22 protein-coding genes are annotated in these 22548 nt (G+C 62.8%); 10 read left to right on the plus strand and 12 right to left on the minus strand.

The features are described 5' to 3' along the window. Positions 1–12 precede the first annotated feature (12 nt). The 3 genes from NKF25_RS18250 to NKF25_RS18260 all read right to left on the minus strand — a co-directional run bounded on the left by NKF25_RS18250 (position 13) and on the right by NKF25_RS18260 (position 1516). Positions 13–411, minus strand: a complete 399-nt coding sequence (locus NKF25_RS18250) for a TIGR03618 family F420-dependent PPOX class oxidoreductase (RefSeq protein ID WP_253228075.1) — start codon at positions 409–411, stop codon at positions 13–15. A gap of 72 nt (positions 412–483) precedes the next feature. After that, positions 484–903: a DUF3054 domain-containing protein gene (locus tag NKF25_RS18255; RefSeq protein WP_253228076.1), complete on the minus strand. Its 420-nt coding sequence runs from the start codon at positions 901–903 to the stop codon at positions 484–486. A gap of 22 nt (positions 904–925) precedes the next feature. Beyond that, the gene (locus tag NKF25_RS18260) at positions 926–1516 is read right to left on the minus strand and encodes a methyltransferase domain-containing protein (RefSeq protein WP_253228077.1); all 591 of its coding nucleotides are present in this window, start codon (positions 1514–1516) and stop codon (positions 926–928) included. Between the two features lie 88 nt (positions 1517–1604). On the opposite strand from NKF25_RS18260, the gene NKF25_RS18265 reads away from it, so the two are divergent. The 6 genes from NKF25_RS18265 (at position 1605) to NKF25_RS18290 (ending at position 8779) form a co-directional block, all read left to right on the plus strand. Then, positions 1605–2159, plus strand: coding sequence for a GNAT family N-acetyltransferase (locus NKF25_RS18265; RefSeq protein WP_253228126.1), 555 nt, complete (start codon positions 1605–1607; stop codon positions 2157–2159). Positions 2160–2272: 113 nt separating this feature from the next. Beyond that, positions 2273–3334, plus strand: coding sequence for a thioredoxin domain-containing protein (locus NKF25_RS18270; protein ID WP_253228078.1), 1062 nt, complete (start codon positions 2273–2275; stop codon positions 3332–3334). Between the two features lie 154 nt (positions 3335–3488). Then, entirely contained in the window at positions 3489–4469 is a 981-nt protein-coding gene (gene fen / locus NKF25_RS18275; RefSeq protein WP_253228079.1) for a flap endonuclease-1, read from the plus strand. 46 nt (positions 4470–4515) lie between these two features. Beyond that, positions 4516–4710, plus strand: coding sequence for a hypothetical protein (locus NKF25_RS18280; protein ID WP_253228080.1), 195 nt, complete (start codon positions 4516–4518; stop codon positions 4708–4710). A 151-nt stretch (positions 4711–4861) separates the two neighbouring features. Beyond that, complete coding sequence (locus NKF25_RS18285; RefSeq protein ID WP_253228081.1) at positions 4862–7516, plus strand: AAA domain-containing protein; 2655 nt, start codon at positions 4862–4864, stop codon at positions 7514–7516. Positions 7517–7549: 33 nt separating this feature from the next. Next, on the plus strand, positions 7550–8779 hold the full coding sequence (locus tag NKF25_RS18290; protein ID WP_253228082.1) for a lactate racemase domain-containing protein: 1230 nt from the start codon (positions 7550–7552) through the stop codon (positions 8777–8779). A gap of 12 nt (positions 8780–8791) precedes the next feature. Here NKF25_RS18290 and NKF25_RS18295 read toward each other — a convergent pair whose 3' ends face one another. Beyond that, the gene (locus NKF25_RS18295; RefSeq protein WP_253228083.1) at positions 8792–10414 is read right to left on the minus strand and encodes an SLC13 family permease; all 1623 of its coding nucleotides are present in this window, start codon (positions 10412–10414) and stop codon (positions 8792–8794) included. 232 nt (positions 10415–10646) lie between these two features. Here NKF25_RS18295 and NKF25_RS18300 point away from each other — a divergent pair, with 232 nt between their 5' ends. Beyond that, positions 10647–10820, plus strand: a complete 174-nt coding sequence (locus NKF25_RS18300) for a hypothetical protein (RefSeq protein ID WP_190303737.1) — start codon at positions 10647–10649, stop codon at positions 10818–10820. A gap of 7 nt (positions 10821–10827) precedes the next feature. Here the strand turns inward: NKF25_RS18300 and NKF25_RS18305 are convergent, their stop codons facing one another. From NKF25_RS18305 to NKF25_RS18315, 3 genes are all read right to left on the minus strand, one after another. Beyond that, positions 10828–13533, minus strand: a complete 2706-nt coding sequence (locus tag NKF25_RS18305; RefSeq protein ID WP_253228084.1) for an ATP-dependent helicase — start codon at positions 13531–13533, stop codon at positions 10828–10830. Between the two features lie 61 nt (positions 13534–13594). Further along, positions 13595–13930 carry a hypothetical protein gene (locus NKF25_RS18310; RefSeq protein ID WP_253228085.1) on the minus strand — a complete coding sequence of 112 codons (336 nt, stop codon included), beginning with the start codon at positions 13928–13930 and terminating at the stop codon, positions 13595–13597. A 181-nt stretch (positions 13931–14111) separates the two neighbouring features. Next, a complete protein-coding gene (locus NKF25_RS18315) occupies positions 14112–14531 on the minus strand; it encodes an SRPBCC family protein (RefSeq protein ID WP_253228086.1) in 420 nt (139 codons plus the stop codon). A gap of 277 nt (positions 14532–14808) precedes the next feature. On the opposite strand from NKF25_RS18315, the gene NKF25_RS18320 reads away from it, so the two are divergent. Further along, positions 14809–15543, plus strand: coding sequence for an MBL fold metallo-hydrolase (locus tag NKF25_RS18320; RefSeq protein ID WP_253228087.1), 735 nt, complete (start codon positions 14809–14811; stop codon positions 15541–15543). Here the strand turns inward: NKF25_RS18320 and NKF25_RS18325 are convergent. Both NKF25_RS18325 and NKF25_RS18330 read right to left on the minus strand, forming a co-directional pair. Continuing rightward, entirely contained in the window at positions 15540–16076 is a 537-nt protein-coding gene (locus tag NKF25_RS18325; RefSeq protein ID WP_253228088.1) for a hypothetical protein, read from the minus strand. The genes NKF25_RS18320 and NKF25_RS18325 overlap by 4 nt on opposite strands. 64 nt (positions 16077–16140) lie before the next feature. Then, complete coding sequence (locus tag NKF25_RS18330) at positions 16141–17226, minus strand: mRNA surveillance protein pelota (protein ID WP_253228089.1); 1086 nt, start codon at positions 17224–17226, stop codon at positions 16141–16143. A gap of 107 nt (positions 17227–17333) precedes the next feature. Between NKF25_RS18330 and NKF25_RS18335 the strand changes: the two genes are divergently transcribed. Then, entirely contained in the window at positions 17334–18026 is a 693-nt protein-coding gene (locus tag NKF25_RS18335; protein WP_253228090.1) for a DUF4013 domain-containing protein, read from the plus strand. Between the two features lie 38 nt (positions 18027–18064). Here NKF25_RS18335 and NKF25_RS18340 read toward each other — a convergent pair whose 3' ends face one another. Next, complete coding sequence (locus tag NKF25_RS18340; RefSeq protein ID WP_253228091.1) at positions 18065–18757, minus strand: DUF4013 domain-containing protein; 693 nt, start codon at positions 18755–18757, stop codon at positions 18065–18067. Positions 18758–18929: 172 nt separating this feature from the next. On the opposite strand from NKF25_RS18340, the gene NKF25_RS18345 reads away from it, so the two are divergent. Further along, on the plus strand, positions 18930–19820 hold the full coding sequence (locus NKF25_RS18345) for a DUF6544 family protein (protein ID WP_253228092.1): 891 nt from the start codon (positions 18930–18932) through the stop codon (positions 19818–19820). A gap of 111 nt (positions 19821–19931) precedes the next feature. Here NKF25_RS18345 and rqcH read toward each other — a convergent pair whose 3' ends face one another. Together rqcH and NKF25_RS18355 are read right to left on the minus strand one after the other, a co-directional pair. Beyond that, positions 19932–22013 carry a ribosome rescue protein RqcH gene (gene rqcH, locus NKF25_RS18350; protein WP_253228127.1) on the minus strand — a complete coding sequence of 694 codons (2082 nt, stop codon included), beginning with the start codon at positions 22011–22013 and terminating at the stop codon, positions 19932–19934. Between the two features lie 52 nt (positions 22014–22065). Beyond that, positions 22066–22530, minus strand: a complete 465-nt coding sequence (locus tag NKF25_RS18355; RefSeq protein ID WP_253228093.1) for a VOC family protein — start codon at positions 22528–22530, stop codon at positions 22066–22068. Between the last annotated feature and the right edge of the window lie 18 nt (positions 22531–22548).

Raw genomic sequence — 22548 nt, forward strand, 5'->3', positions numbered from 1 at the left:
CGTCGTTTCCGGTCACCCGCCGTGGGCGATTACCTCGTCCGGACGGATTTTGAGCAGGACTCGCGTCGTCCGAATCTCCGGCTGATACTCCTCCCCCGTGTAGCGCTGAGATAGTTCGTCGATGTGCTCGCGGGCACCCTCCTCGGTCATCTCGTCGACTTCGCCGAGGACGGACAGCGCCCGATAGCGGTTGTCCGGGTCGGTCATTCCCATCCCGACCTTCGGGTTCTCCCGCACGTTTCGTTCCTTGCGCCGACCGCGTTCGGTGTTGACGAGCACCCTGTCCTCGTCGGCGTCGTAATCGACCCACACCGGGGTGACGTGCGGCAGTCCCTCCGGCGTGAGCGTGGCGAAGTACGCGAAGACGGGCTTCTCGAACAGTTCGTGGAACTCGGATGGAATGGACGACATCAGGAACGGAGGACAACCGGGAATCACTTTACGCTACGGGCCACGGCGTTCGGCGACGGCAAAGTGACTGCGTTAGCGAATCGCGAACGTAACCCCGGCCAAGATTCGCCAGACGGTCAAAAACAGGATGCCGAAGCCGAGCATCACGAGGACGAAACTGACCGGTGACTCGCCGTGGAAGAACGACGTCGCGCGGAGTGCGGCACCGATGAGCGCGGCGGTGATCCACGTTCCGTCCGCGAACAGCACCGAGACTCGAACCGACCGGCGGGCGCGGGAACTGTACAGGCCGACCACGAACGCGGATATCAACCACCCGATGAGGAACGGTGCGACGGTGTTAGCGAAGTAAAGTGGTTCTTGGAAAATCGGATCGTGATGGCGAAGGCTTCCGACTGCCAAGAGCACCAACAGAACCACGATATCGCCGATGAAGAGTCCGGCCGTCGTTCCCGAGCGGTCGAATCGCCGAGTTACGAACGCACTGCTCATACGGTTCGTTGCACGGCCGGGGTTATGTCGTTCCCGATGTGCGTTTGATACCCGCAACGGTGTAATCGAAGCCACGGCCCCGAACTCGCGGGACGAGGTCCGCCGCGTGTAGGAGACGAGCCAGTTCGTCCGGCGTGAAAAACGACGACCGCATTCCCAGCAGATGTTCACCACGGACGAGCAACCGGCCCCGAACCGTCGCCGGATTGAACTCGCGGATGATCACCACGCCGCCGGGCCGCAGCACGCGCTCGACTTCCGAAAGGGTCGCCTTCGCGTCGCCGATGTGATGGAGTGCGTCCGAGATGACGACAGCATCGACGGATTCGGCGTCGAGCGGCAGTCGGGTCGCATCCCCGCGTACGCAGTCGAGTCCGCGTGCGTGTGCCTGTTCGAGCATCCCCGAGGAGGCATCGACGACGAAGCGCTCGTCCACGTCGAACGCGCGCACGGCCCGGCCCGTTCCGCCCGCTACGTCCGCGATTCGCTCGATGGGTCGTTCGGCCTGTTGGAGGCCTTCGCGCAAAATATCGTAATCCGAATCGGGCGAGAAGTAGTCGTACAGTCGTGCGATGCGGTCGAAGTGACCGATATCGCCGTTCGTGGGGGACATATCGGATGAACGCGACCCATCGCATAAAATTCGACGGCGGAACCACCGACCCGATGGAGGGATGTGGGTCGCGCCGAAACGGATGAACATGGAGTACGCGGTACTGGGATGGCCGGACGAGGGGCCGAAACTGCGACTCGATTACGAACGGTTCAGCTACGCGGGCAAGTTCGTGATGTCGAACACGGGGAAGGCCGTCGCCCGCGTCTCACGGGATGCGGCCGGACTTCCGGTGAACTACGGCGACGACCATCTCGTGGCCGCTATCGCGTTCAACGAGGACCGTACCGACGACGGGACGATGTGGCTTCGGTACGTGACGGTACACGCCGACCGCCGCGGCGAGGGAATCGGCTCCGAACTCGCGCGATTCACGACGGGGCGGATTCACGAGCGTGATTATCAGCGTGTTAAAATCGCGGTAAACAACCCCTACGCGTACCACGCGCTCTATCGAGCGGGATTCGGATTCACCGGCGAGGAGACGGGACTGGCGGAACTGGTCTTGGAACACCCGAAACCCGAAACGGAGCGCTATCAGGACGGATTGGACGTGTATCGTGCCCGTGATCTCTCCCCGAACGAGGAGGAGTTTCTGGCGGCGAAGGAGGGTCGTCGGCCACCACAATCGGTCGACCCCTGAGCCTATTGAATGATCGGGAGGCCGATGAATTCACGGGGGGAATCTCTTCGTTTAGTACACCATTCATTCAGCCGTTAATGACCTATTAACGAAGGTTGAGTATCGCTTCGTGTATGACAGTGAGAGACGATAGAAGAAGAGTGCTCGGACTCATCGGGTCGGGCCTGACGGTCGGATTCGCCGGTTGCTCGGCGTTTTCGAAGAACGGTGCCTCCTCGGAGAATTCGGGCGGACGGAACGGCGCACAGACGACGACGGAGACCATTCAGGATCCGACGTCGAGCACGACGGAGACGGAGACCGAAACGGAGACCGAAACGGAAACCACATCGGAGGTCGACCCCGTGGACCCCGAAGACCTCGAACCCGCACCGAAAGCCTATCAGGCGGTGTCACGCCCGGAAAAGGCAGGTGAGTACAAGTATGCGACGATGGGTTCGGAAGATGCATCGGTGACGGCTCGGTTCTACGGCGCGTGGAAGTGTCCCTACACGCGTCACTTCGTCCTCGACATCCTACCGACACTCATCGAGAAGTACGTCAAACCCGGCGACGTGGCGATCGAGTTCCGCGCCGTCGCCTACGAGGACGGCGAAGGGTTCCACGGTCCCGACTCACCCCGTGCGGCGCGGGCCGGGTTGGTGGTCTGGAATCAGGACCCCGACCAGTTCTGGACGTACTTCGGTACCGTGTTCAAAAACCAGAACAGCGCGCCGGGGTGGGCGACGACGGAGATGCTTCTCAACCTGGCCGAGAAGGCAGACGTGAGCGACCGCTCGGACATCGCCTCGATCATCGAGTCGGACAAGTACCAGTCCCAGATCGAGAAAACGATGGACCAAGTACACGACATCCCGATCACGCGCGTCCCCCGCATCGTCGTCGGCGACACCGTGACCGCGCCGACTGTGTCACCGAAGAAGACGAAGGCACAACTCGACGCCGCGCTCGGGAAAGGGTCGAAAACGACGACCACGACGGACGATTCCAAAACGACTACCACGAAGGGAGACGGTTCGGGAACGACTACCACGAAGGGTGACGGTTCGGGAACCACCACGTCCGGGACGACGAGCACCACCAAGACGTCCGGCGATTCGACCACGAGCACCACGGGAACGAAAACCACGACGAACTCGACCAGCACGACGACCGGCACGAAATCCGGAAACTGATCGGCGTTCGTCGTGAACCCGGTGTTCCACTCTTCTCTCGCGTCTCTTCCCATCTCACCTTTTCCCACCAACTCATCCCGTTCCGTTCCGATTCTCCTTGCGCTTCCATCCCGGACGGGAGCTTTCAAGCCGCTCCCGCCCTTAGCGTCGCCAAATGGGTAATTCCGCACTGCGGCAACTCGCATCCCTGGAGGAGGTCAGCTTCGACGACATCGAAGGCTCGGTGGTCGCCATCGACGCCCACAACTGGCTCTATCGCTATCTCACGACGACGGTCAAGTGGACCAGCGACGAGGTGTACACCACCGAGGACGGCACCGAGGTCGCCAATCTGGTCGGCGTCGTCCAAGGCCTGCCGAAGTTCTTCGAACACGATCTGGTTCCCGTCTTCGTCTTCGACGGCCACGTCACGGACCTGAAGAGCGACGAAATCGAGAACCGACGCGAACAGCGCGAGAAACTGGAGGACCAATTGGAAGATGCACGCGAGGAGGGCGACGCCATCGAAGTCGCCCGACTCGAAGCCCACACCCAGCGGCTCACGCCCGTCATTCAGGAAACGACGCGGGAACTGCTCGACCTGCTCGACGTGCCCGTCGTCGAGGCCCCCGCCGAAGGGGAAGCACAGGCGGCGCACATGGCGCGAACGGGCGCGGTCGATTACGCCGGAACGGAGGATTACGACGCGCTCCTCCTCGGCGCGCCGCTCACGCTCCGCCAATTGACAAGCAAGGGCAACCCGGAGTTGATGGACTTCGAGGCGACGCTCGAAGAACACGACATCACGTGGGAGCAGTTGGTCGATATCGCCATCCTCTGTGGCACCGACTTCAACGAGGGCGTCTCCGGTGTCGGTCCGAAAACGGCACTCAAGGGTGTCAAGGAACACGGCGACCTCTTCGGCGTCCTCGAAGAGCGTGACGCCTACATCGAGAACGTCGAAATCATCCGCGGGATGTTTCTGGACCCCGACGTGACCGACGAGTACGAGTTCGACGCGTCGATGGACCCCGACATCGCGGCGGCCCGCGAGTACGTTGTCGACGAGTGGAAAGTCCACGAGGACGAGGTCGCACGCGGGTTCGAGCGCATCGAGGAGAGCATCACCCAGACCGGTCTCGACCAGTGGACGTAGCCCGGCTTTCGAAGGATTCTTACCCCCCTCGTTCGACCTCCCGCCAATGGACGAGGAGCAGCAACGAACGTTAGCCGTCTGGTCGATTTTCGTCGTCCCCTTCGTCTTCCTCTTCGGCTTTCTCCTGTTGTACGACAGCCTCACGCTGGAAATCGTCGCCATCTACTGGTTCCCGGCCATCGTCCTCACCATGATCGGGGTTATCGACCCGCCGTGGACCCTCGTTTCGGATGGGAAGTGAGTCCGGAGTTGGAACTGATTTTGGCGAAAACCGAGCGCCGTCCGTTCGTAACGAGACGGGAAAAGAATCTCAAAACCACACCGAACTCGTCCAATTCGTCTTCCCGTCGTAATCGACAGTATTTTTCCGCGAGGGCAAGTACGAACTGTTCGTGAATATACGGGGGACGGTCACCGAGCCGGGAGAGGTGCGGGCCGTGAGTACGCAGTACGGGGAGCGCGACCTCGTGGAAGTCGTCGTACAACCGGACGACGACGTGCCGAAGACGGTGACGCTGTGGGGCAAGTGGACGGAGACGGCGGAGTATCTCGAAGCGGGGATGGAGCTGTTGGTGACGGACGTCGAGGAATCCGAGTACCAGGGCGAGACAAGCCACGCGACAAGCAAGGAGTCCTACGTCGTGGTCGAACCGGCGTTCCTCGTGAACGTGACGGACGTTCGCTCGTGGGTGCAGTGCCCCCGGATGTACTACCTGAACAAACTGTCGGGGATTCCGCTGAACTACCCCGTCGTCAAAGGGACCATCGTCCACGAGGTGTTCGGCGACCTGCTTCGTGGTCGGGAATTGGACGAATCCATCGAAGAGCGCGTCGAGGAGGTCGGTCTGCAACTCGGCCTGCTCGGACGCGAAGCGGATGAAGTGGTGGGCGAGGTACGCCAGAACGCCAGCGCCATCGAGGGCTGGTTGGAACAGGGCGTCCTCGACGACACGGACGACTGGCGGAGCGAGTACACGCTCATCAGCGAGCGCTTCGGCATCAAAGGTCGGTGTGACGCGCTCCGTCGCGGGATGCCGGTCGAACTGAAGACGGGCAAGAACACGAACCGCGACCCGCGGTTTCAGGACAAGATCCAGGCGGCCTGCTACGCCCTTCTCCTGCAAGAGCGCGACGTTCCGGCCGACACGGGCACCCTGCTGTACACGAAGAACTCGGCGCTGGACCGCACCGAGGAGACGGGCGACCTCTCGCCCGCGAAGGAGTTCGCCATCGCCAAGGGACTGCTGGAATTCGTCGTCCGAACTCGCAACGAGATAGCCGCGGCGGAGTTCGATATGAGCGTTCCGACGGGGTACGAGGCGAACGCGAAATGCGAGTATTGCTTCGAGAAGGACACCTGCATGGTCGTTTCGGGGCGTCTGGACCAGGAGTCGAAGGCGGGCCAAATCGGCCGCCCCATCCCCGAGGACGAGCGTGAGTACTTCCGGGAGAAGTACGAGCAAATCGAAAAGGAGCGGCGGGCGACCCACCGCGAGTACGCCAAACTCTGGGAACAGACGGCCGAGGAGCGAGCCGACGACGACCGCGCGCTCATCGGGTTGGAACCCGCAGGTCAAACCCAGATCGAAGGCGAACGCTGGGAGCTTCGCGCCAGGCAGACGGACGATGCCGTCTCGAAGATTCGGGAGGGTGACGTCGTCCTCGCCAGCAACGGTCACCCGGTCAGCGGGCACGCGGAACTGGCGCGGGTCGTGACGCTCGGGGACGAAATCGTCGTCACGACGGACGAACCCGTCGAACTCCGCAGGTTGGACGTGTACCCCTCGGAGTTCTCGTCCGACGCGATGTTGACCGCGCTACACGACGCTCTGCTGAAGGGCGACGAGCGGCGGAAGGACGTGCTGTTCGGCAGGGGGGAGCCGGAGTTCGAGGGAGGAATCCGACCCTTCATCGAGAACAACGATGCCCAGAACGAGGCGGTCAACCTCGCGGTGAACGCGAAGGACTGTGCGCTCATCCACGGCCCGCCTGGAACAGGGAAGACCTACACCATCGCGCGGACCATTCGGGCGCTGGTGGAGGACGGCAACCGCGTCCTGCTGTCGGCGTTCACGAACCGCGCCGTGGACAACGCGCTCGAAGCGCTCCGGGAGCAAGGGTTCGGAGAAGCGGAAATCGTTCGCGTCGGCACGGAAACCGGCGTCCGCGCGGACATGCAGGACGTTCGTCTGGAGCGGAGCGGCGACCCCGGCGCGCGCGTCGCCGAGCTCAAGGGGGCGAACGTCGTTGCCGCCACGACGGCGACCTGCGGCTCCCGGATCATGCGCGAGGAGGCGTTCGACGTGGCGCTCGTGGACGAAGCCTCGCAGTTGACCGAACCCGCCACGCACGCGGCCATCAATCTCGCCGAGCGGTTCGTCCTCGTCGGCGACCATCATCAACTGCCGCCGGTCGTGAGGGCAGAAACTGACCTCTCGACGTCCCTGTTCCAACGGCTCGTCGAACGGTACCCCGAGGCGTCCGTCATGCTCGACCGCCAGTACCGGATGGCACAGCGGATTCAGGCGTTCTCCTCGCGGGAGTTCTACGACGGCGCGCTCCGTCCGGCCAACGGCGAGGTTGCGGCCCAACGGATCGAGAACCTCCCGACGGTCGATCCGGACGCCCTTTCACCGAAACTCCGGACGGGGGTCAGCTTCTTCGACCCGGACGGAACCACGGCGGGGAACACGAACCCCGTCGAGGCCGAGCGCGTGACCGAACTCGTCTCGGAGTTCGTGGAGGCGGGCGTCGCCCGCGAGGACATCGGCGTCATCGCGCCGTTCCGGGCGCAGGTCGCCGAGATTTCTCGAAGGGTTCCGGATTCGGTCGCGGTCGATACGGTGGATCGGTTCCAGGGGTCGAGCAAGGAGGTCATCATCGTTTCGTTCGTCGCCACGGGCGACTTGGACAGTCCCATCTTCGACGATTATCGCCGGGTGAACGTCGCGCTGACCCGGGCCAAGAAATCCCTCGTCCTCGTCGGCGACGAGCGCGCCCTGCGCTCGTCGCCCCTCTACGACCGAATGGTCGAGTGGGCGACCTGAGGACTTTCCCCCCCGGCGTTCGTACCGCAACCCATGGACGACTCGCTTCCGGACTACTCCCTGCCCGACTGCGACGTGACCGTTCTTTCTCCGCCGGGTGGTACCGCGGTTTCCCCTCGGACCGCCGCCGAGCGAGCGGTCGCGGACCCGCACGGCCCGAATCTCCACGACCTCGTGTCCCCCGACGAGACGGTCGCGGTCGTCGTGACGGACGTGACGCGGGCCACGCCGGACGACGTGCTGTTGGACGTGTTGCTCGCGGAATTGGCGGAGGCGGACGTGCCGCGCGGAAACGTCTCGGTCGTCCTCGGCCTCGGTCTCCACCGCCCGATGACCGACGAGGAGATCGAAAATGCCCTCGGCGAGCACGCGGACCTCGCGGAGAACCACGACGCGGAGGCGGTGATGGAGGTCGGAACGGTCGAGGCACCTGACGGGGTAGCGGTCCCCATCGAGCTCAATCCGACCGTCGCGGACGCGGACCGTGTCCTTGCGACCGGGATGGTCGAACCGCACCAGTACGCGGGCTTTTCCGGCGGGGCGAAAACCGTCGCCATCGGCGCGGGCGGCGAGTCGCTCATCCGGTACACGCACGGGCCGGACATGCTCTCCCGGTCCGGCGTCAGACTCGGCCGAGTCGAGGACAACCCGTTCCGGGAACTGCTGAACGACGCGGGCGACGTGATCGGTCTCGATTTCTGTCTGAACGTCACGCACGGGCCGCAGGGGATTCTCGGGGCCAGTGCCGGATACCACCGCGACGTGGTCGCCGACCTCGCCGAAGTCGCAAAAGAGGCGCTGTCGGTTCCGGTCGCGGACGACTACGACGCCGTCATCGCGGGCGTTCCCGAAGCGAAGGCCGCGAACCTCTATCAGGCGACCCGCGCCGCCACCTACGTCGTCCTCGGCGACCGAAACCCGCTCCGTGCGGGCGGACGGGTCGTCGTCCCCGCCGACATGCCCGAAGGCGCTGGCGAGGGAAAAGGCGAACAGCGATTTTACGACCGACTCGACGGCGCGAGCGACCCTGAGAGCCTCTACGACGAGATGCGAACCGGCTACGAACCGGGCGCACAACGAGCCTTCATCGTGGCCCACGTCTTGCGGGATCACGACGTGTACGTGACCGGGAGCGAGCATCCCGAAATCGTCGAGGACTGTCTGATGCACGCCCGGGACTCCATCGAGGACGCCGTCGAACCCGGCAGCGAGGTGCTCGTCGTCCCGAACGCGCTCGATACGCTGTTGGTTCGAGCGGAGTGAAAACAGGTTCCCTCACCAGAGGACGTGCGGCCAGACGAACTGGAACAGCACCCAGATGAGTCCGGTGAGGATGACCGTCATTATCAGGTTCAACACGACCCCGGCGCGCATCATCTGTTCCTGCTTGAGATAGCCGCTCCCGAAGACGATGGCGTTCGGCGGGGTCGCGACGGGGAGCGCGAACGCGAAACTCGCCGCGATGGCCCCCGAAACGGAGAGGAAGACGGCGGCGGCGACGTCCGTCAGTCCGAGCGTGGCCGCGAAGACGCTCCCGATGCTGATGAGGATGGGAATGATGATGGTCGCCGTGGCGGTGTTCGAGGTCATCTCCGTCAGGAAGATGACGAGGAGGACGACCACGCCGACGACGAGGACGATGGGCGCGCCGGTGAGCGATTTGAAGACCGAGTTCGATATCCACTTCGTCGCGCCCGTCGTCGCCAGCGCGTCGGCAAGCGCGATGCCGCCGCCGAACAGGAGGATGGTCCCCCAGTCGATGTCCACGAGGTCGTCCCACTCCATCGTGTCCGCCAGCACGAGCGCCGGAACCGAGGCGAGGCCGACGACGACGTAGTACAGCATGCCCTGGTGGCCGTCGATGCCGAAGACGCTCGTACCGTCGCCGCCGAACAGCGTGACCGCCCACGAGGACGGCAAGTACCCGCCGATGAAGTCGCCCAATCCTCCGACGACCCACAGAAGGGCGGTTGCGGTGAAGATGAGCGCGACGCGTTTACCGCGCGGACTCAACTCGCCTTCCTCTTCGAGGTACTGACGCGCCATCCGTTGTGCATCGCTCACGTCGTCTATCTGCGGCGGATAGAGGAGATACGTCAGGACGTACCAGACGATGGGGAGCGTGATGACGACGACCGGAACGCCGATGATCAGCCATTGGGCGAAGCCGATCTCGTAGCCCAGAATCTCGTTCAGTTGCGAGGCCAGCACCGCGTTGGGCGGCGTCCCGATGAGCGTCCCGACGCCGCCGACGCTGGCCGCGTAGGCGGTTCCGAGAAGCATCGAGACGTGGAGGTTGGTGAACGGTTCGTCTCCGCCTTCGACCGTGACGGTCCCGCCGTCGGGGGCGGGCGACGAGTCGGACGACCCTCCTGGGACTGCCGAACCCGCCGCTTCGACCGTCTCGCGGCCCAGTACCTGCGAGAGGACGCCAAGCGCGATGGGCGTCATCATCGCCGCCGTCGCCGTGTTCGACACCCACATCGAGAGGAACGCCGTCGCCAGCATTACGGAGAGGACGAGTCGGCGCGGCGAGGACCCCATCACGGACATTATCCAGAGGGCGATCCGGCGGTCGATGTCGTATTTCTGGAGCGCGTTCGCCAGCATGAACCCGGCGATGAACAGGAAGATGAGGTGGTTCGCGAAACCCGCCAGCGCGTCGTCGAGATCGGCGTACACGCCGAACATCGTGAGCACGACGGGGATCGATAGCGCCGTCACCGCCAGCGGAAGCGTCCCTGTCACCCAGAGAAAGCCCGCGAAGAACATCGTTGCGAACGCGAACTGCCCGCGGACCGAAAGCCCGGCGGGCGTCGGGGCGGCGGCGATTACCGCCGTCCCGATAAGCGCGATAACGAAGAGAACGAGTCGCCTGCGTGGATCCGCCTGTGTCATTGGCAAGCAGACGCATGGATTCGGCACGATTAATTCTTTCTCAGATTTGTGAGAATTATAACTGAATCGGAACTTACGGTTGTACTTTTAGATTATATCGTATGGATCCGAAGATTTCCGTCGATGTCTGAAGTTATCTCAGTAATCGTGTTCCGCGACGTCTCCACCGAACTGAATATCGAAGTTATTCCGATTGGCCGAGGTTTATGTCCGGCGTGGGAGAAGCCCCAACATGGAAGAAGCACAGAGGCCTAACGTTCACGGCGAACTATGGAGGGGCATCGGCGTCGGCCTGCCGCTCGGGACCGGCGTCGGAATCGTCACTGGGGAGTTGGCCGTGTGGATGGCCATCGGTTCGGCAGCGGGTATCGCGCTCGGTACTATCCTGACCCGAAGACAGGGATAGGAAGAAGTCACTCCTCCGCAATCGAGTCCATGACGCGGTCGTGGAACTCCTGTAGCACGGCGCTCTCGTCCTCCGCGAGCACCACGTCGCTGGCCATGAGCGTCGCCAATCCGAACGCACGCGGGGTCGGCGATTCGACGCGGTGTTGAACGACGTCGATGTCGCCGTCCTGTACCTTCCCCAGAATCTCCTCGACGGATTCGAGTGCGAGTTTGTCCTCCACGATTTCGCGGTACGTTTCCTCCATGACGGCGAACTCGTCCAACTCGTCGGCGAACCCGAGCAGCATCTCGCTCGACACCTGCTGTTCGCTGGCGGACTTCTCGTAGCCCTTGTAGCGCTTGAGGATCATCAGCGAGCGCGTCGCGTTGATGCGGAAGTAACGCTGGAGTAGGTCGGTGCCCGAGAGCGCGGCGCGCAAATCCCCGCGCACCTCGTCGGGGTCGATGTCCGCGAGAATCCCCGGCACGTCCACCTTCCGATTCAGCGGCATCGAGACCGTGAAGCCGTTGTCCGCGACGGCGACCCCGACGTTCGTGTTGGCGGCCTGCGCACAGCGGTAGGCGACCACGCGCGAGAGGCCGTCGTTGAACTTCCTGCCGTAGTTCGAGTGGACGTAGTAGTGGCGTTCGTACTCCTCCCTGTCCATCACGATTTCGACCGTCAACCGCGTATCCGTGCTCACGCTTTCCGGTCCGGCGTACCGGACCTGCTCGTCGAACATCCGGGCGAGCGCCCGGACGCTGTTCTCGTCCAGCGGGAACTCCCGGAGCCACACCCGAACCGCTGGTTTTCCGCGGTCGGTCAACCGCGAGAGCAGTTCGCCCTGAAACGACGCAATCTCGCGGCCCAGGTCGTACGAGAGCGGCAGGCGCTCGGAGAACCACGACGGTACCGTCGGGCGGGCGCTGGTGCGGTCGGCGTACACCTTCGACCCGCGACGGTACTTGTACTCGAAGTGCTGGCCGCCGAGGACGAACACGTCGCCCTTCTCCAGCGTGTCGAGGTAGCCCTCGTCCAAATCACCGACCCACTCGTTGTCCGCGCGGGTGAACACGTCGCAGGTGAACGAGTCCGGAATCGTCCCGATGTTGGTCATGTAGATGACGCGAGCGAGTCGGCCGCGTTTCCCCATCAACGGTTCGTCGACCGGATACTCGGGGTAATGGTACTCGCCGTCCGGCGGGTCGTTCTCGTCGCGCCAGACTTTCGCGTACACGTTCCTGTCCTCCATCCCCTCGTAGCCAGCCGTGAGATACTGTAAAAGCGACTCCCACTTTTCGTCCGAGTAATCCCGGTACGGATACGCTCGCCGAAGGGTGGCCTTCACCTCCGACTCCGGGCGCACCTCGTTGATGGCCATCCCGTACACCTGTTGGGCCGCCACGTCCTGTGCGTTCTCGGGGATGAACACGCGGTCCACGAACCCCTCCTCGGCCTTCTTCAGCATGACCGCACACTCGACCAGTTCGTCCCGGTCCAGCGCGATGACGCGTCCGATGACGGTCTGCCCGAGGCGGTGACCTGCCCGTCCGACCCGCTGGAGCAGGGAGGCCACGCTCTTCGGCGAACCGACCTGCACCACCAAATCGATGTGCGGCATGTCGATGCCGAGTTCGAGGCTGGTCGAGGTCGTCACCACGTCCAGTTCGCCGTCCTTCAGTTGTCCCTCTATCCGTTGACGCGACTCCTTCGAGAGGCTACCGTGGTGACAACCCGAGTTCTCCTCGTCGTACACGGGGAACTTCTCGCGCAGGTTCTGCAAGACGCGCTCGGCCCCGGAGCGCGTGTTCGTGAAGACGAGCGTGTTGGTGTGCGACCGAATGAGGTCGTGCAGTTGGTCGTAAAACCGCTCCTGCACGACGGCCCGCGGCGTGTGCACGAGGTCGTCGGTCGGACACTGGAGTTCGAGGTCGAACTCGCGGACGAATCGGGTGTCCACGATTTCGCACTTCCGACTCTCACCGCCGGGTTCCGCCCTCCCGACGAGGAACTCCGCGATGTCCGACAGCGGTTCGACCGTCGCGGAACAACCGATTCTCGTCGGCGAGTGAGCGATGTTCTCCAGGCGTTCGAGGCTGACGGAGAGATGCGTGCCGCGTTTGCCGTCCGCGAGGCTGTGGATTTCGTCCACGATGACGTACTCGACGGTTCTGAGCTTGTCGCGGAACTTCGGCGAGTTGAGCAGGATGGCGAGCGTTTCCGGGGTGGTGTTGAGGATGTGCGGCGTCTCGTCGAGCATCTTCTGTCGCGCCGCCGAATCGGTGTCCCCGTGTCGGATGGCGTGGCGGACCTCGCTCACGTCGTCCATCTTGTCCTCGATTCCCGACAGCGGCAGTTCGAGGTTGCGGTGAATGTCGTTCGCCAGCGATTTCAGCGGCGAAACGTACAGACAGTAGACCGAATTGTCCAGTCCGGAATCCTGCTCGCGGCGAAACAGTTCGTTCACGATGGCGGTGAACGACGCGAGCGTCTTCCCGCTCCCCGTCGGCGACGCGATGAGGGCGTTCTCGTGGGAGTGAATCAGCGGAATCGCCTCGCGCTGTGGCGGCGTGAAGAACCCACCGTTCCCGGGGACGAACTCGCCGAACTGTTCGACCCACCACTCCCGCACTGCCGGTTCGAGGAGGTCGAGGGTTCCCTCGTCGGCGATTTCGACCGTCTCGGGGTCGAAATCCAACTCCTCGCGGGCCAACAGCCCTCTCGCATCCATTTGTTCCACGTTGGTAGCGGGCGGCAAAGAGGGTTATGCCAGCGGGGTGAAAGTGAAATCGTTACTCGAACTCCACGACGCCCTCACGATACCGCTTTACCGTCTTATCCGTGTCCGGAGTCGAGAGCGACGACGCGTTGGTCGTCTCGTTCGTTCCGACGCTCGTGTTGTTCGTCCCGCCGGATCCGCCGGAACTCCCGTCGTTCGTCCGTTCCACGATGGTCCCGCCAGCGCCGACCGCGAACGGCCCCTCGACCGTCTCGACCGCACCGTGGAGCGTCTTCGTCGTCGGCGACTCGACTTCCAACCAACCGTTCTCCGCCGATTCGGCACGCGCCGCACCGAGAACCGTACCGCCGACCACCGTCACCGTCACCGTCACTGCCGATACCTGCACGAACTTCCGCCAGGAGAGTCGTTGGACATAGCCGAGTAAACGATCGGTGCGAATGGTAATAGGTATGATAAAAACTATGGGAAAAGAGAGTGACCTATTGACAATCCAGGATCATGTCGGCGACGGGACGGGGTTCGGGAATCGGATGGGAGTCATTCGTCCTCCTACTTCCCGTCGTCAGTCACCCTTCGGCGAGTCGTTCGATTTCACCGAGCGCGCGCTGACAGATGGGCGCGTACGCCGCCGCCAGAACCGGGACCTCGAAGACGACACGGCACCCGCCATCGAGCGCTTCGACGCGATGGCCGGTCGCGGAGACGTTCGCCACGTCCCACGTCCAACGAAAGTCCTCACAGGACGTGATTTCGAACGGAAGCGGCATGCCGAACGCGGTTTCGATTCTTCCCCTCGAACCCGCTCGAATCACCCGGTCGGCACAATCGACGCCGGTGACGGACGGTCCCCATGCCGGCCAGTAGGTCGTGTCGGTCAGAATCTCCCACGCCGCATCCGGGGATGCGGCGATGTCCCGCGAGACGGCGAGATGACGACCGTCGGGGCCGCGTTCGAAACAAACCTCGCTGTGCGTGTCGGTGAACATGATCGAATCTCGGAAACTACCACACCACCGCACCGCGCCCCACACCTACAGTGGTGGGGTACAGTGGCGGGGTGTCCCGAATCATCGTACAGTTCGTCATCGAGACGCATAAAAAATACGTTCGGAATCGTACGGAAGTCGGTCGGAAATCGGTCGATCGGAACAGTTCGAGGGGAGAGTTACGGCTGTTCCATGTGAATACGTGACTATTAACCATCCTCACTGCTACCGTTTTTCACTGCTGAAGCTTTTTCACCCTCCCGACGAGAGGGTACGTATGCGAATCACGTTTCTCGGCACGGGAAGCGCGATGCCGACCGGGAGTCGGTTTCAATCGGGCATCGTCGTCGAAGAGGACGGGCGTCGCGTCCTCGTGGACTGTGGCAGTGGTGTCCTCCACCGCCTCCAGCAGTCCGGCGTCGGCTACGAAAACGTCTCGACCGTCCTCCTGACTCACCACCACGTCGACCACGTCTCGGACCTCATGCCCCTCCTGAAGGCCCGATGGCTTGCCGGGGAGGAACACCTCGAAGTCGTCGGCCCCACCGGAACGAAACGCCTCCTCGACGGGTTGCTCTCCGTCCACGACTATCTCGACGGGAAAATCGACCTGCAGGTGCGTGAAATCACTCCTGACGAGGAGTTCGACGTCGCGGGGTTCAGCGTCGAAGGGTTCGAAACGCGCCACTCGATGGACTGTCTGGCGTACAAGTTCGAGGACGAGTTCACGTTCAGCGGCGACAGCGAGGCGTTTTCCGGGTTGGCGAACTTCGCCGACGGCAGCGCCGTCCTCGTCCACGACTGTTCGTTCCCCGACGAGGTGGACGTGTCGAACCACCCGACGCCGTCGCAACTCGGCGAGGCGCTCTCCGGGACGGACATCGGACGCGTGTATCTCACCCACCTCTACCCGCACACGGACGGCAAGCACGAAGCGATGTTGAAGTCGGTCGCGGCGGAGTACGACGGCGACGTCGGGTTCGCGGAAGACCTGCTGTCCGTCGAAATCTAACCTTCGACCGCCGACTGCTCCGCGGTATCGTGTGATTCGACCGAAACCGATTTTTCCGGCAGCGAAAAGTTGGCGACCCCGAGCGGCATCTCCCGTCCCCGAACCGTGAACACCCGGCGCAACCGAAGTTCGCCGTCCATCCACACGTCGTCGCTATCGACGCAGTGTTCGAGACGAAGCGTCCCGCTTCCCTTGCCGTCGATCTTCGTGGCTTCGACGTTCTTCGGCAGCGTATCGAAATGCTCGGTCCAGACGAACGAACAGACCGTCTCGCCCTCCTGTTCGTTGCCCCATCGAACGGACCCGCCGACGATGTGTGCGTCGAGCGTGCTGTCGTTGTCGAGTTCGAGTTCGACGGAAACCGAACCGTTCGACCGCTCGGCGGTTATCTCGGTGACGGAGACGTCGTTGACGAGCGGACCGAACATCTGGTCTTCGTACCGGTCGGAGAGTTTCAGCCCGACGACTGGAATCAGCCTGACGAAGTAGTAAACCGCGACGATAGCCAGTTTCCCCGCCAGATACAGAAACATCTGCGCGAAAATTCACGCGGACGATGGTTAAGCGTTCTTGCCGGAACCCAAAAACCAGCGTCGGTCAGTTCAGCCGATAGCGGAGAAGCGCCGCGATTCCGCCGAGGTTCGAAAGCTGTTCGCCCGGCGCGAATTCGTGGGAGAAGACGGTTACCTCGCCGCCCTTCCGCTCCACGTCCGTGATGATCTCGTTCACGTCGATCTCCCACTCGCCACCCGCTTCGTCCTCGCCGAGCGCGCCGCGTTCCTTCCGAAGTCGTTCGTCGAGGATGAGCAGTTGCTCGACCGCCCCGAAATCGGCCGCCTGTTTGACCTCCTCGATCCCGTAGGCGGCTTTCGCACCCTCGCCGATCTGTTTCATCAGTTGGTCGATGAGTTCCGCCTCCTCGGCGATTCGCGTCTCCGCCTGCACCTCGTCCACGGCACCGCGTTTCAGCACCTCGTGGACGCCCCGGTCGCCCACCGAACTCACGTCCACCATCGATATCATCTCGGTCAGTTCGGGGTAGTTCTCCTCGATGTGGTCGTAGGCGTCCTGTTTGGTAAAGCCCGGTCCGGCGAGAATGATGGCGTCCACGTCGAGATGCGACAGCGCCGACGCCAACTGCTCGAACAGTTCGGTCCGGCCACCCGCGTACTCGCCCTTCCCGGTCGTCCCCGAGAAGGAAGTGTACTCGTCGGCACCGTACTGGGCGACGGTGTGGATGTACGCTTCGCCCTCCTCGACGGTTGCGATGGCGATGTCGGGGTTATCGGTCGCTTCGACGGCGTCGTCGAGGCGGTCCAACTGGTCGCGTTTCCACTCCTTGACGATGGTAAGCTTCTCCCGTTCCTCGACGTTGAGCGTGTGGTGGAGGCCCAACTGGTCCTCCCGCGAGCAGTCGGTGATGACCCCGCCGACGCGAACGCGGTTGGCGAAGCGGTGGAACTCCACGTCCTCCACCTTCAGCGTGATGTGCATGTGTTCGCGCTCGCCGCCCGTATCCCGCATCTGGTCGTCGGCGCGCTGGATACGGCGGGTCGTATCACCCGCCACTTCGTCGCCCGGTTCGAGGAGATACGTCAGATGCCAGAGATCGTCCAGACTCTCGGGAACGAGCGTGATTCGCTCGCGGTTCCCGTCGAGGGACGTTCGGTCGTGTATCTGCATGGGTAGGAGTGTGTTTTCCGGCGGTAAGTGCCCTGCTATTCGGGCGTTCGTTCGTCGGCGAAATTATCAGATAGGATTAAAACCCTGCCATCTGATATCCGACCACGATGCTCGAAGAAGCGATAGGATACCCGACGAAGGGAGACAGCGGAATTGCACGGATCATCATTGGCGGAACGTTGGCGTTCTTCTCCTTCCTCCTCATTCCCGGTATCTTCGTCGGAGGATACATGATGCAGGTGTTGGCGGCGACGTCGCGAGACGAGGAACTACCGCCCGACTTCACGGATTGGGGGGTGATGTTCGTGGACGGGATCAAAGGATTCGTCGTCGGGTTCGTGTACGCGCTCGTTCCCATCGTCATCATGATCGTGATGTTCACCCTCATCGGTCTCGGTAACTCGGGCGATTCTACCGGAGTGCTTAGCGGCATCGGTGTGCTCGGCCTCCTCGTCACTTTCGTTCTCGCGTTCGCGATTCAGTATCTCCTCCCCGCTGCGTTAACGAACCTCGCCCGAACGGGGAGTATCGGCGCGGCGTTCGATTTCGAAACCCTCGGTCCGGTACTGAAGAGCACGGAGTACATCACCGCCGTCGTGCTGACGCTGCTCGTGGCGATCGCTGGAGGCATGTTTTTCGCGGTCTTCGTCGCGGTCACGCTCGGGTTCGGAGTCATACTGGCACCGTTCTTCTACTTCTGGCTCTATCTCGCTGGATGCTACATGTTCGGAACGGCGTTCGGTAAGGAGGTCACTCCCCGACAGGAATCGACCGAACGGACCGCGACGTCGATGGATTGATCGGCTAAAAACAGTCCGGTCGATTAAATAGTGGAGAATTAGACCGCCGGTCGTCCCTCTTCGACTTCCGGTCCTTCGCGCAGTCGGTGTTCGTCGGCTTCCGCGTAGGCGGTGCCGTAGATGAACGCCACCATCACGTGGGCGTAGAAGGCGACGAACGCGCCGACCACCCATCCGATGATCGGAACCGCGGCGATGGCGCTCACGACGACAACGGTGACGACCACGACGGCCAGCGCGATGAGCCATCCCGTGGCGTAGTCGCGGTCACGGAGGATGGGCAGGTACGATTCGTACTCGAACGCCGACCCCATCGTGTTCTTCTCGGCGAACCGGACGAGCGCGGCGGGCAGCGTGTACCACACGGCGATTCCGGCCAGGAACGTCAACACGCTTCCGACGACTGCCACGAATCCCCCCACGAACGTGGAGTTGTTCGCGAGCGCCGCACCGCCGCCGATGAAGACGAAGGCGATCACCGTCGGGACGAGGAGATAGATGAACGTGATGACCAGCGCCTTCAGTCCATCCACGAACAGTTTCGTCCATTCGTCGAACATCGGTGCCTCCGTGTCGCCCTCCGAAACCTCACGGAGGACGCGGATCATGTACCCCTCCAACAGGATAGCCGGGATGATCAGGAAGCCGAAGATGACGAGTAGCCCCCCGATGAGCACTTTCGTTACCGCGTCGTCACTGTCTTTCAGATACTGAACGCTTTCGTTGAACATTGTTTTCCCCCTCGGGTCGAGCCCCCCGGCTCACCCGATACAGGGTTCTAGACGCCGTCTGAGAGCTTAATCGTTTGCTCTGAAAAGAGGACATGTCCGGAGCATTGGAACGATCAGTCCGGACCGTTGGAACGATCACCGATTCGATTTCCCGGGAGCAGAACTACGGACGATGAAACCGTGGTATCGTGACATGCTCCCCGAGTCCGGAACCGTGAAGCGGACGATTCCGTGGATCGTCCCGAGTACGCTCGTCGCCGTCCTCGCCGTTATCGTCGGTCGGCGTCGGTTCGACCGCGAAATCCAACGCCATCTCGACGAGTTACGCTCGGATGCGAACGCCCCCGAGCGGCAGGTGTTCACCGAAGCGGACATCGACGGACTTCCGGACCCAGTCAGGCGATATTTCGAATCGGTGCTCGCGGAGGGTCAGCCATACGTCCGGACGGTTCGTCTCGACCAACGCGGCCAGTTTCGCCTCGGCGGGAGGGATGCACAGTGGCGGCCGCTCGACGCGACACAGAACTTCTCGGTCCGTCCGCCCGCGTTCATCTGGGACGCCGAGATAGGGATGCTTCCGCTACTCTCGGTCCACGTTCTGGATCTGTACAAACGCCATCAGGGGGTCTTGCGCGCTCGACTCCTCTCCGCGATTCCCGTCGCCAGCGCCGGTCCGAGTCCCGACATGAACGCGGGCGAGTTGGTCCGATACCTCGCCGAGGCCGTCTGGTTCCCGACCGCGCTATTGCCCGCGAGCGGGGTCGAATGGGAGGCAATCGACGAACGCTCCGCGAGGGCGACGCTCGAACACGACGGTGTATCGGCGTCGCTGGTCTTTCATTTCAACGAGCGGGACGAAGTGGAACGCGTCACGACCGAGCGCTATCGACAGGAGGACGATTCGTTCGTCCCGTGGACCGGACGGTTCTCCGACTACGAGGTTCGAAACGGGCTCCGCATTCCGACCGACGCAACCGTCGAGTGGAACCTGCCCGAGGGGGACCTGAGATACTGGCGAGCCAGCATCGAACGGATCGAACATCACACGGAACCGATGGGGTGAGTTCGCGTCGCTGTTCGTTCATCGAGACCGTAAAACTACGCGACAGACCACATCCCGCCTAAACCGATTCCATCGATATCCGGTCGAAAACGTTTTCGAACAAAAACTGAATCAGTCTCTCATCCGACTGCCGCCCGCCGGGAGGAACTCCTGAATCAGGTCCGGACTCGCCACCTTGCGGACGAACGACGTGTCCTCGAACCGCTCGCGGAACTCCCGGTAGAGTCGCTTTGCCGCGTCGTTTTGGGCGTACTGGCCCGGTTCGACCTCGATGACGGTCTCGGCCTGCTTCTCGATGGCCGACGGCGGGCCGCCGATGACCCGCGTGTTCGGTTCGACGGTGATGCCGACCGCCACGCCGACCGCTGTGTCGTCGAAGTACGTCCGGTCGCCGCGAATCGTGAACGCACCTTTTTCGAGGTATTCGCCGCTCTCGGGCGTCTTCGACACCTGATCGGGGTTGACCATGTAGGCGTCACCCGCGAAGCGGCCGTCCTTCCAAACGGACGAGTAGGAGACCGCGAACTGGGCGGCCTCCCGTTTACTTTGGTCCGGAACGTCGACGTCCTTCGATGGCTCGCTCGGGTCGGACGTTTTCAGGATGGTGATGGGGCCGCCGTGTGCCTGCGAGTGGAAGAACAGGTCGTTTCGGTCCATGTACTTCTTGACGAGTTCCTCGTTCTCGTCGGCGTTGCGTCCGCCGAGGACGAGAAACCCGTCCGAAGTGCGGAACCAGCGGAACCGCTCGTACCACTGCTCCTGCTTTCGAACCGGAATCGACGCCCGCGAGAGCCAGTCGATGTTCTCCGGTTCCGTCCGCTCCTCCTCGGGTTCGGCTTCCCACTCCTCGGCGCGCTGTTTGACCTCCTCCAACTCCTCGCGGGTGTCCTCGATGGCGGCCAGTGCGCCCTCCTTTTTGGACTCGATTCGCTTGGCCTCCTGATAGAGGCGGTTGGCGTTCTTCTCGACGCCGTCGTCCGGGAACAGCGTGACGTCGGTGTCGTCGATTCGAACCGTGACGGTTCCCTCGCTCGGGTCGATTCCCTGCACGGCCTCGGCCTGTTCGATGCCGCGCTCGGCACCTTCCTCGAACCGCGCTTCGATGTCGGCCCACGGCGTGTCCTCGGCGCGGGCGCTCCGCACCGTCGAGAGGATTTCGTCCACGAAGCCGTAGTTGGCGTACAGCAGTTCGGCCTTCTCGCGCTCGGCGTCCGCCTGCTGTTCGAAGCCCTCGATCGCACCCTCCTGTTGGTCGATGATGCGCTGTTGTTTCTCTATCTGGGCTTGGAAATCCGGCTTCTGCGGTTCGCCCGCGTCCTCGTTCTCGGATAGATCGAGGTTGGTGAAGTAGTCGTCGACGGCCGCGTTGAACGAGTCGAACGCCTCCGAGTCCCTGTCCTCGTACTCTTCGAGCGGGAACGGCGTCACGTCGGTGCGCACGTCGTCCTCGTAGTAGACGCGCGGGTCGAAGTCGCCGGTCTCCAGCGGTTCTTTGACTCGTTCGATAGCGGCGAAGATGCGTTCGTACTCCTCCTCCGTCGCGTCCGCGATGTCCTTCGCCTTCTCGACGCCCGCACGGGTGCAGACTTCCTCGGCGTACAGGCCGCCGAAGTTGAGTTGCGTCGCCAGCGTCCGCACGATGTCGGTGTCCGAGTCGTTCATCCGGAACTCGAACTCCTCGTAGTCGATATCGAGCGGGTTCACCCGCGAACTGGGGAACTCGTACTGTGACCCCGGCGCGACGGTACGGGATTTGAGCCGTACGGTGTCGAGACAGTCGATGACCTCGTTGTTCTCGTCCAGCACCGCGACGTTGCCCTGTCCGAACAGTTCCGCAACGATGGTCGTGTCGCCGTCCTCGCGTTTGAAGTGGAACTGGAGGATGCGGTCGAACTCGAACTGTTCGACGCCCGCGAAGTCCGCCCCCGAGAGGCGATTTCGCAGCATCATGGCGAAGTTCGGCGGCCTGCCCGGCGCGGGCGGGACGTGTTCCGGTGCGACTGTGTGAGCGCGTTTTATCTCGCCCACTTCCACGAGCAGTTCGAGGCGACCGCGGTCGAAATCGCGCATCTTCAGGCGCAACAGGTCGTCGCCGTAGAGATACGCTTTATCGACCTTCGCACCCTCGAAGGAGTTCAACTCCCGCGAGACCGCGGCGAGGTCGATGCTCGAAAGCTCCCGCTTTCTGTCCATGCCCGTGGATTTCTCGGGCGGCAGGAAAGGCGTGTCGTTCGACGGCACAGTACTACTCCTCGACCGACCCCATCACGTCCTCGAAATCCCTGTCCGTCTCGGCCCGCTCCGAGAAGACGAGTTCGTAGCCGTCCGGGTCGTGAACCGTCGTTTCGCGCGTGTTCCAGTTCGTCTCGTGCGGCGGGACGGAAATCTCGATACCGTTCTCCTCGGCCCGCTCCGCCACGTCGTCGACGGACTCGTCCTCGACGGTGATGTACGTGGCGACGCCGTTCCCGCGAGCGGGTGTTTGCGGGGAATCCGCGTCTCCGGACGCGGATTCCTCGTCCCCGTCGTCCCGCTCCGCGACGAGCATGATGTCGGCGTACTTGCGGTACCGAACGTGGGACATCACGGGCATCGAGTAGATGACCTCGAATCCCAGCGTCTCGTACCACGCCGTGGATTCCTCGACGTTCGAGACGGTCAACTGCGGAAACAGCGGCATCGGATAGATATCGTGATCGGTATTCGACATGGTGACCCGAGGTTTTCC

Origin of the sequence: Haladaptatus sp. AB643 (genome assembly GCF_024136975.1) — an archaeon.
In the GTDB taxonomy this organism is placed as follows: Archaea; Halobacteriota; Halobacteria; order Halobacteriales; family Haladaptataceae; genus Haladaptatus.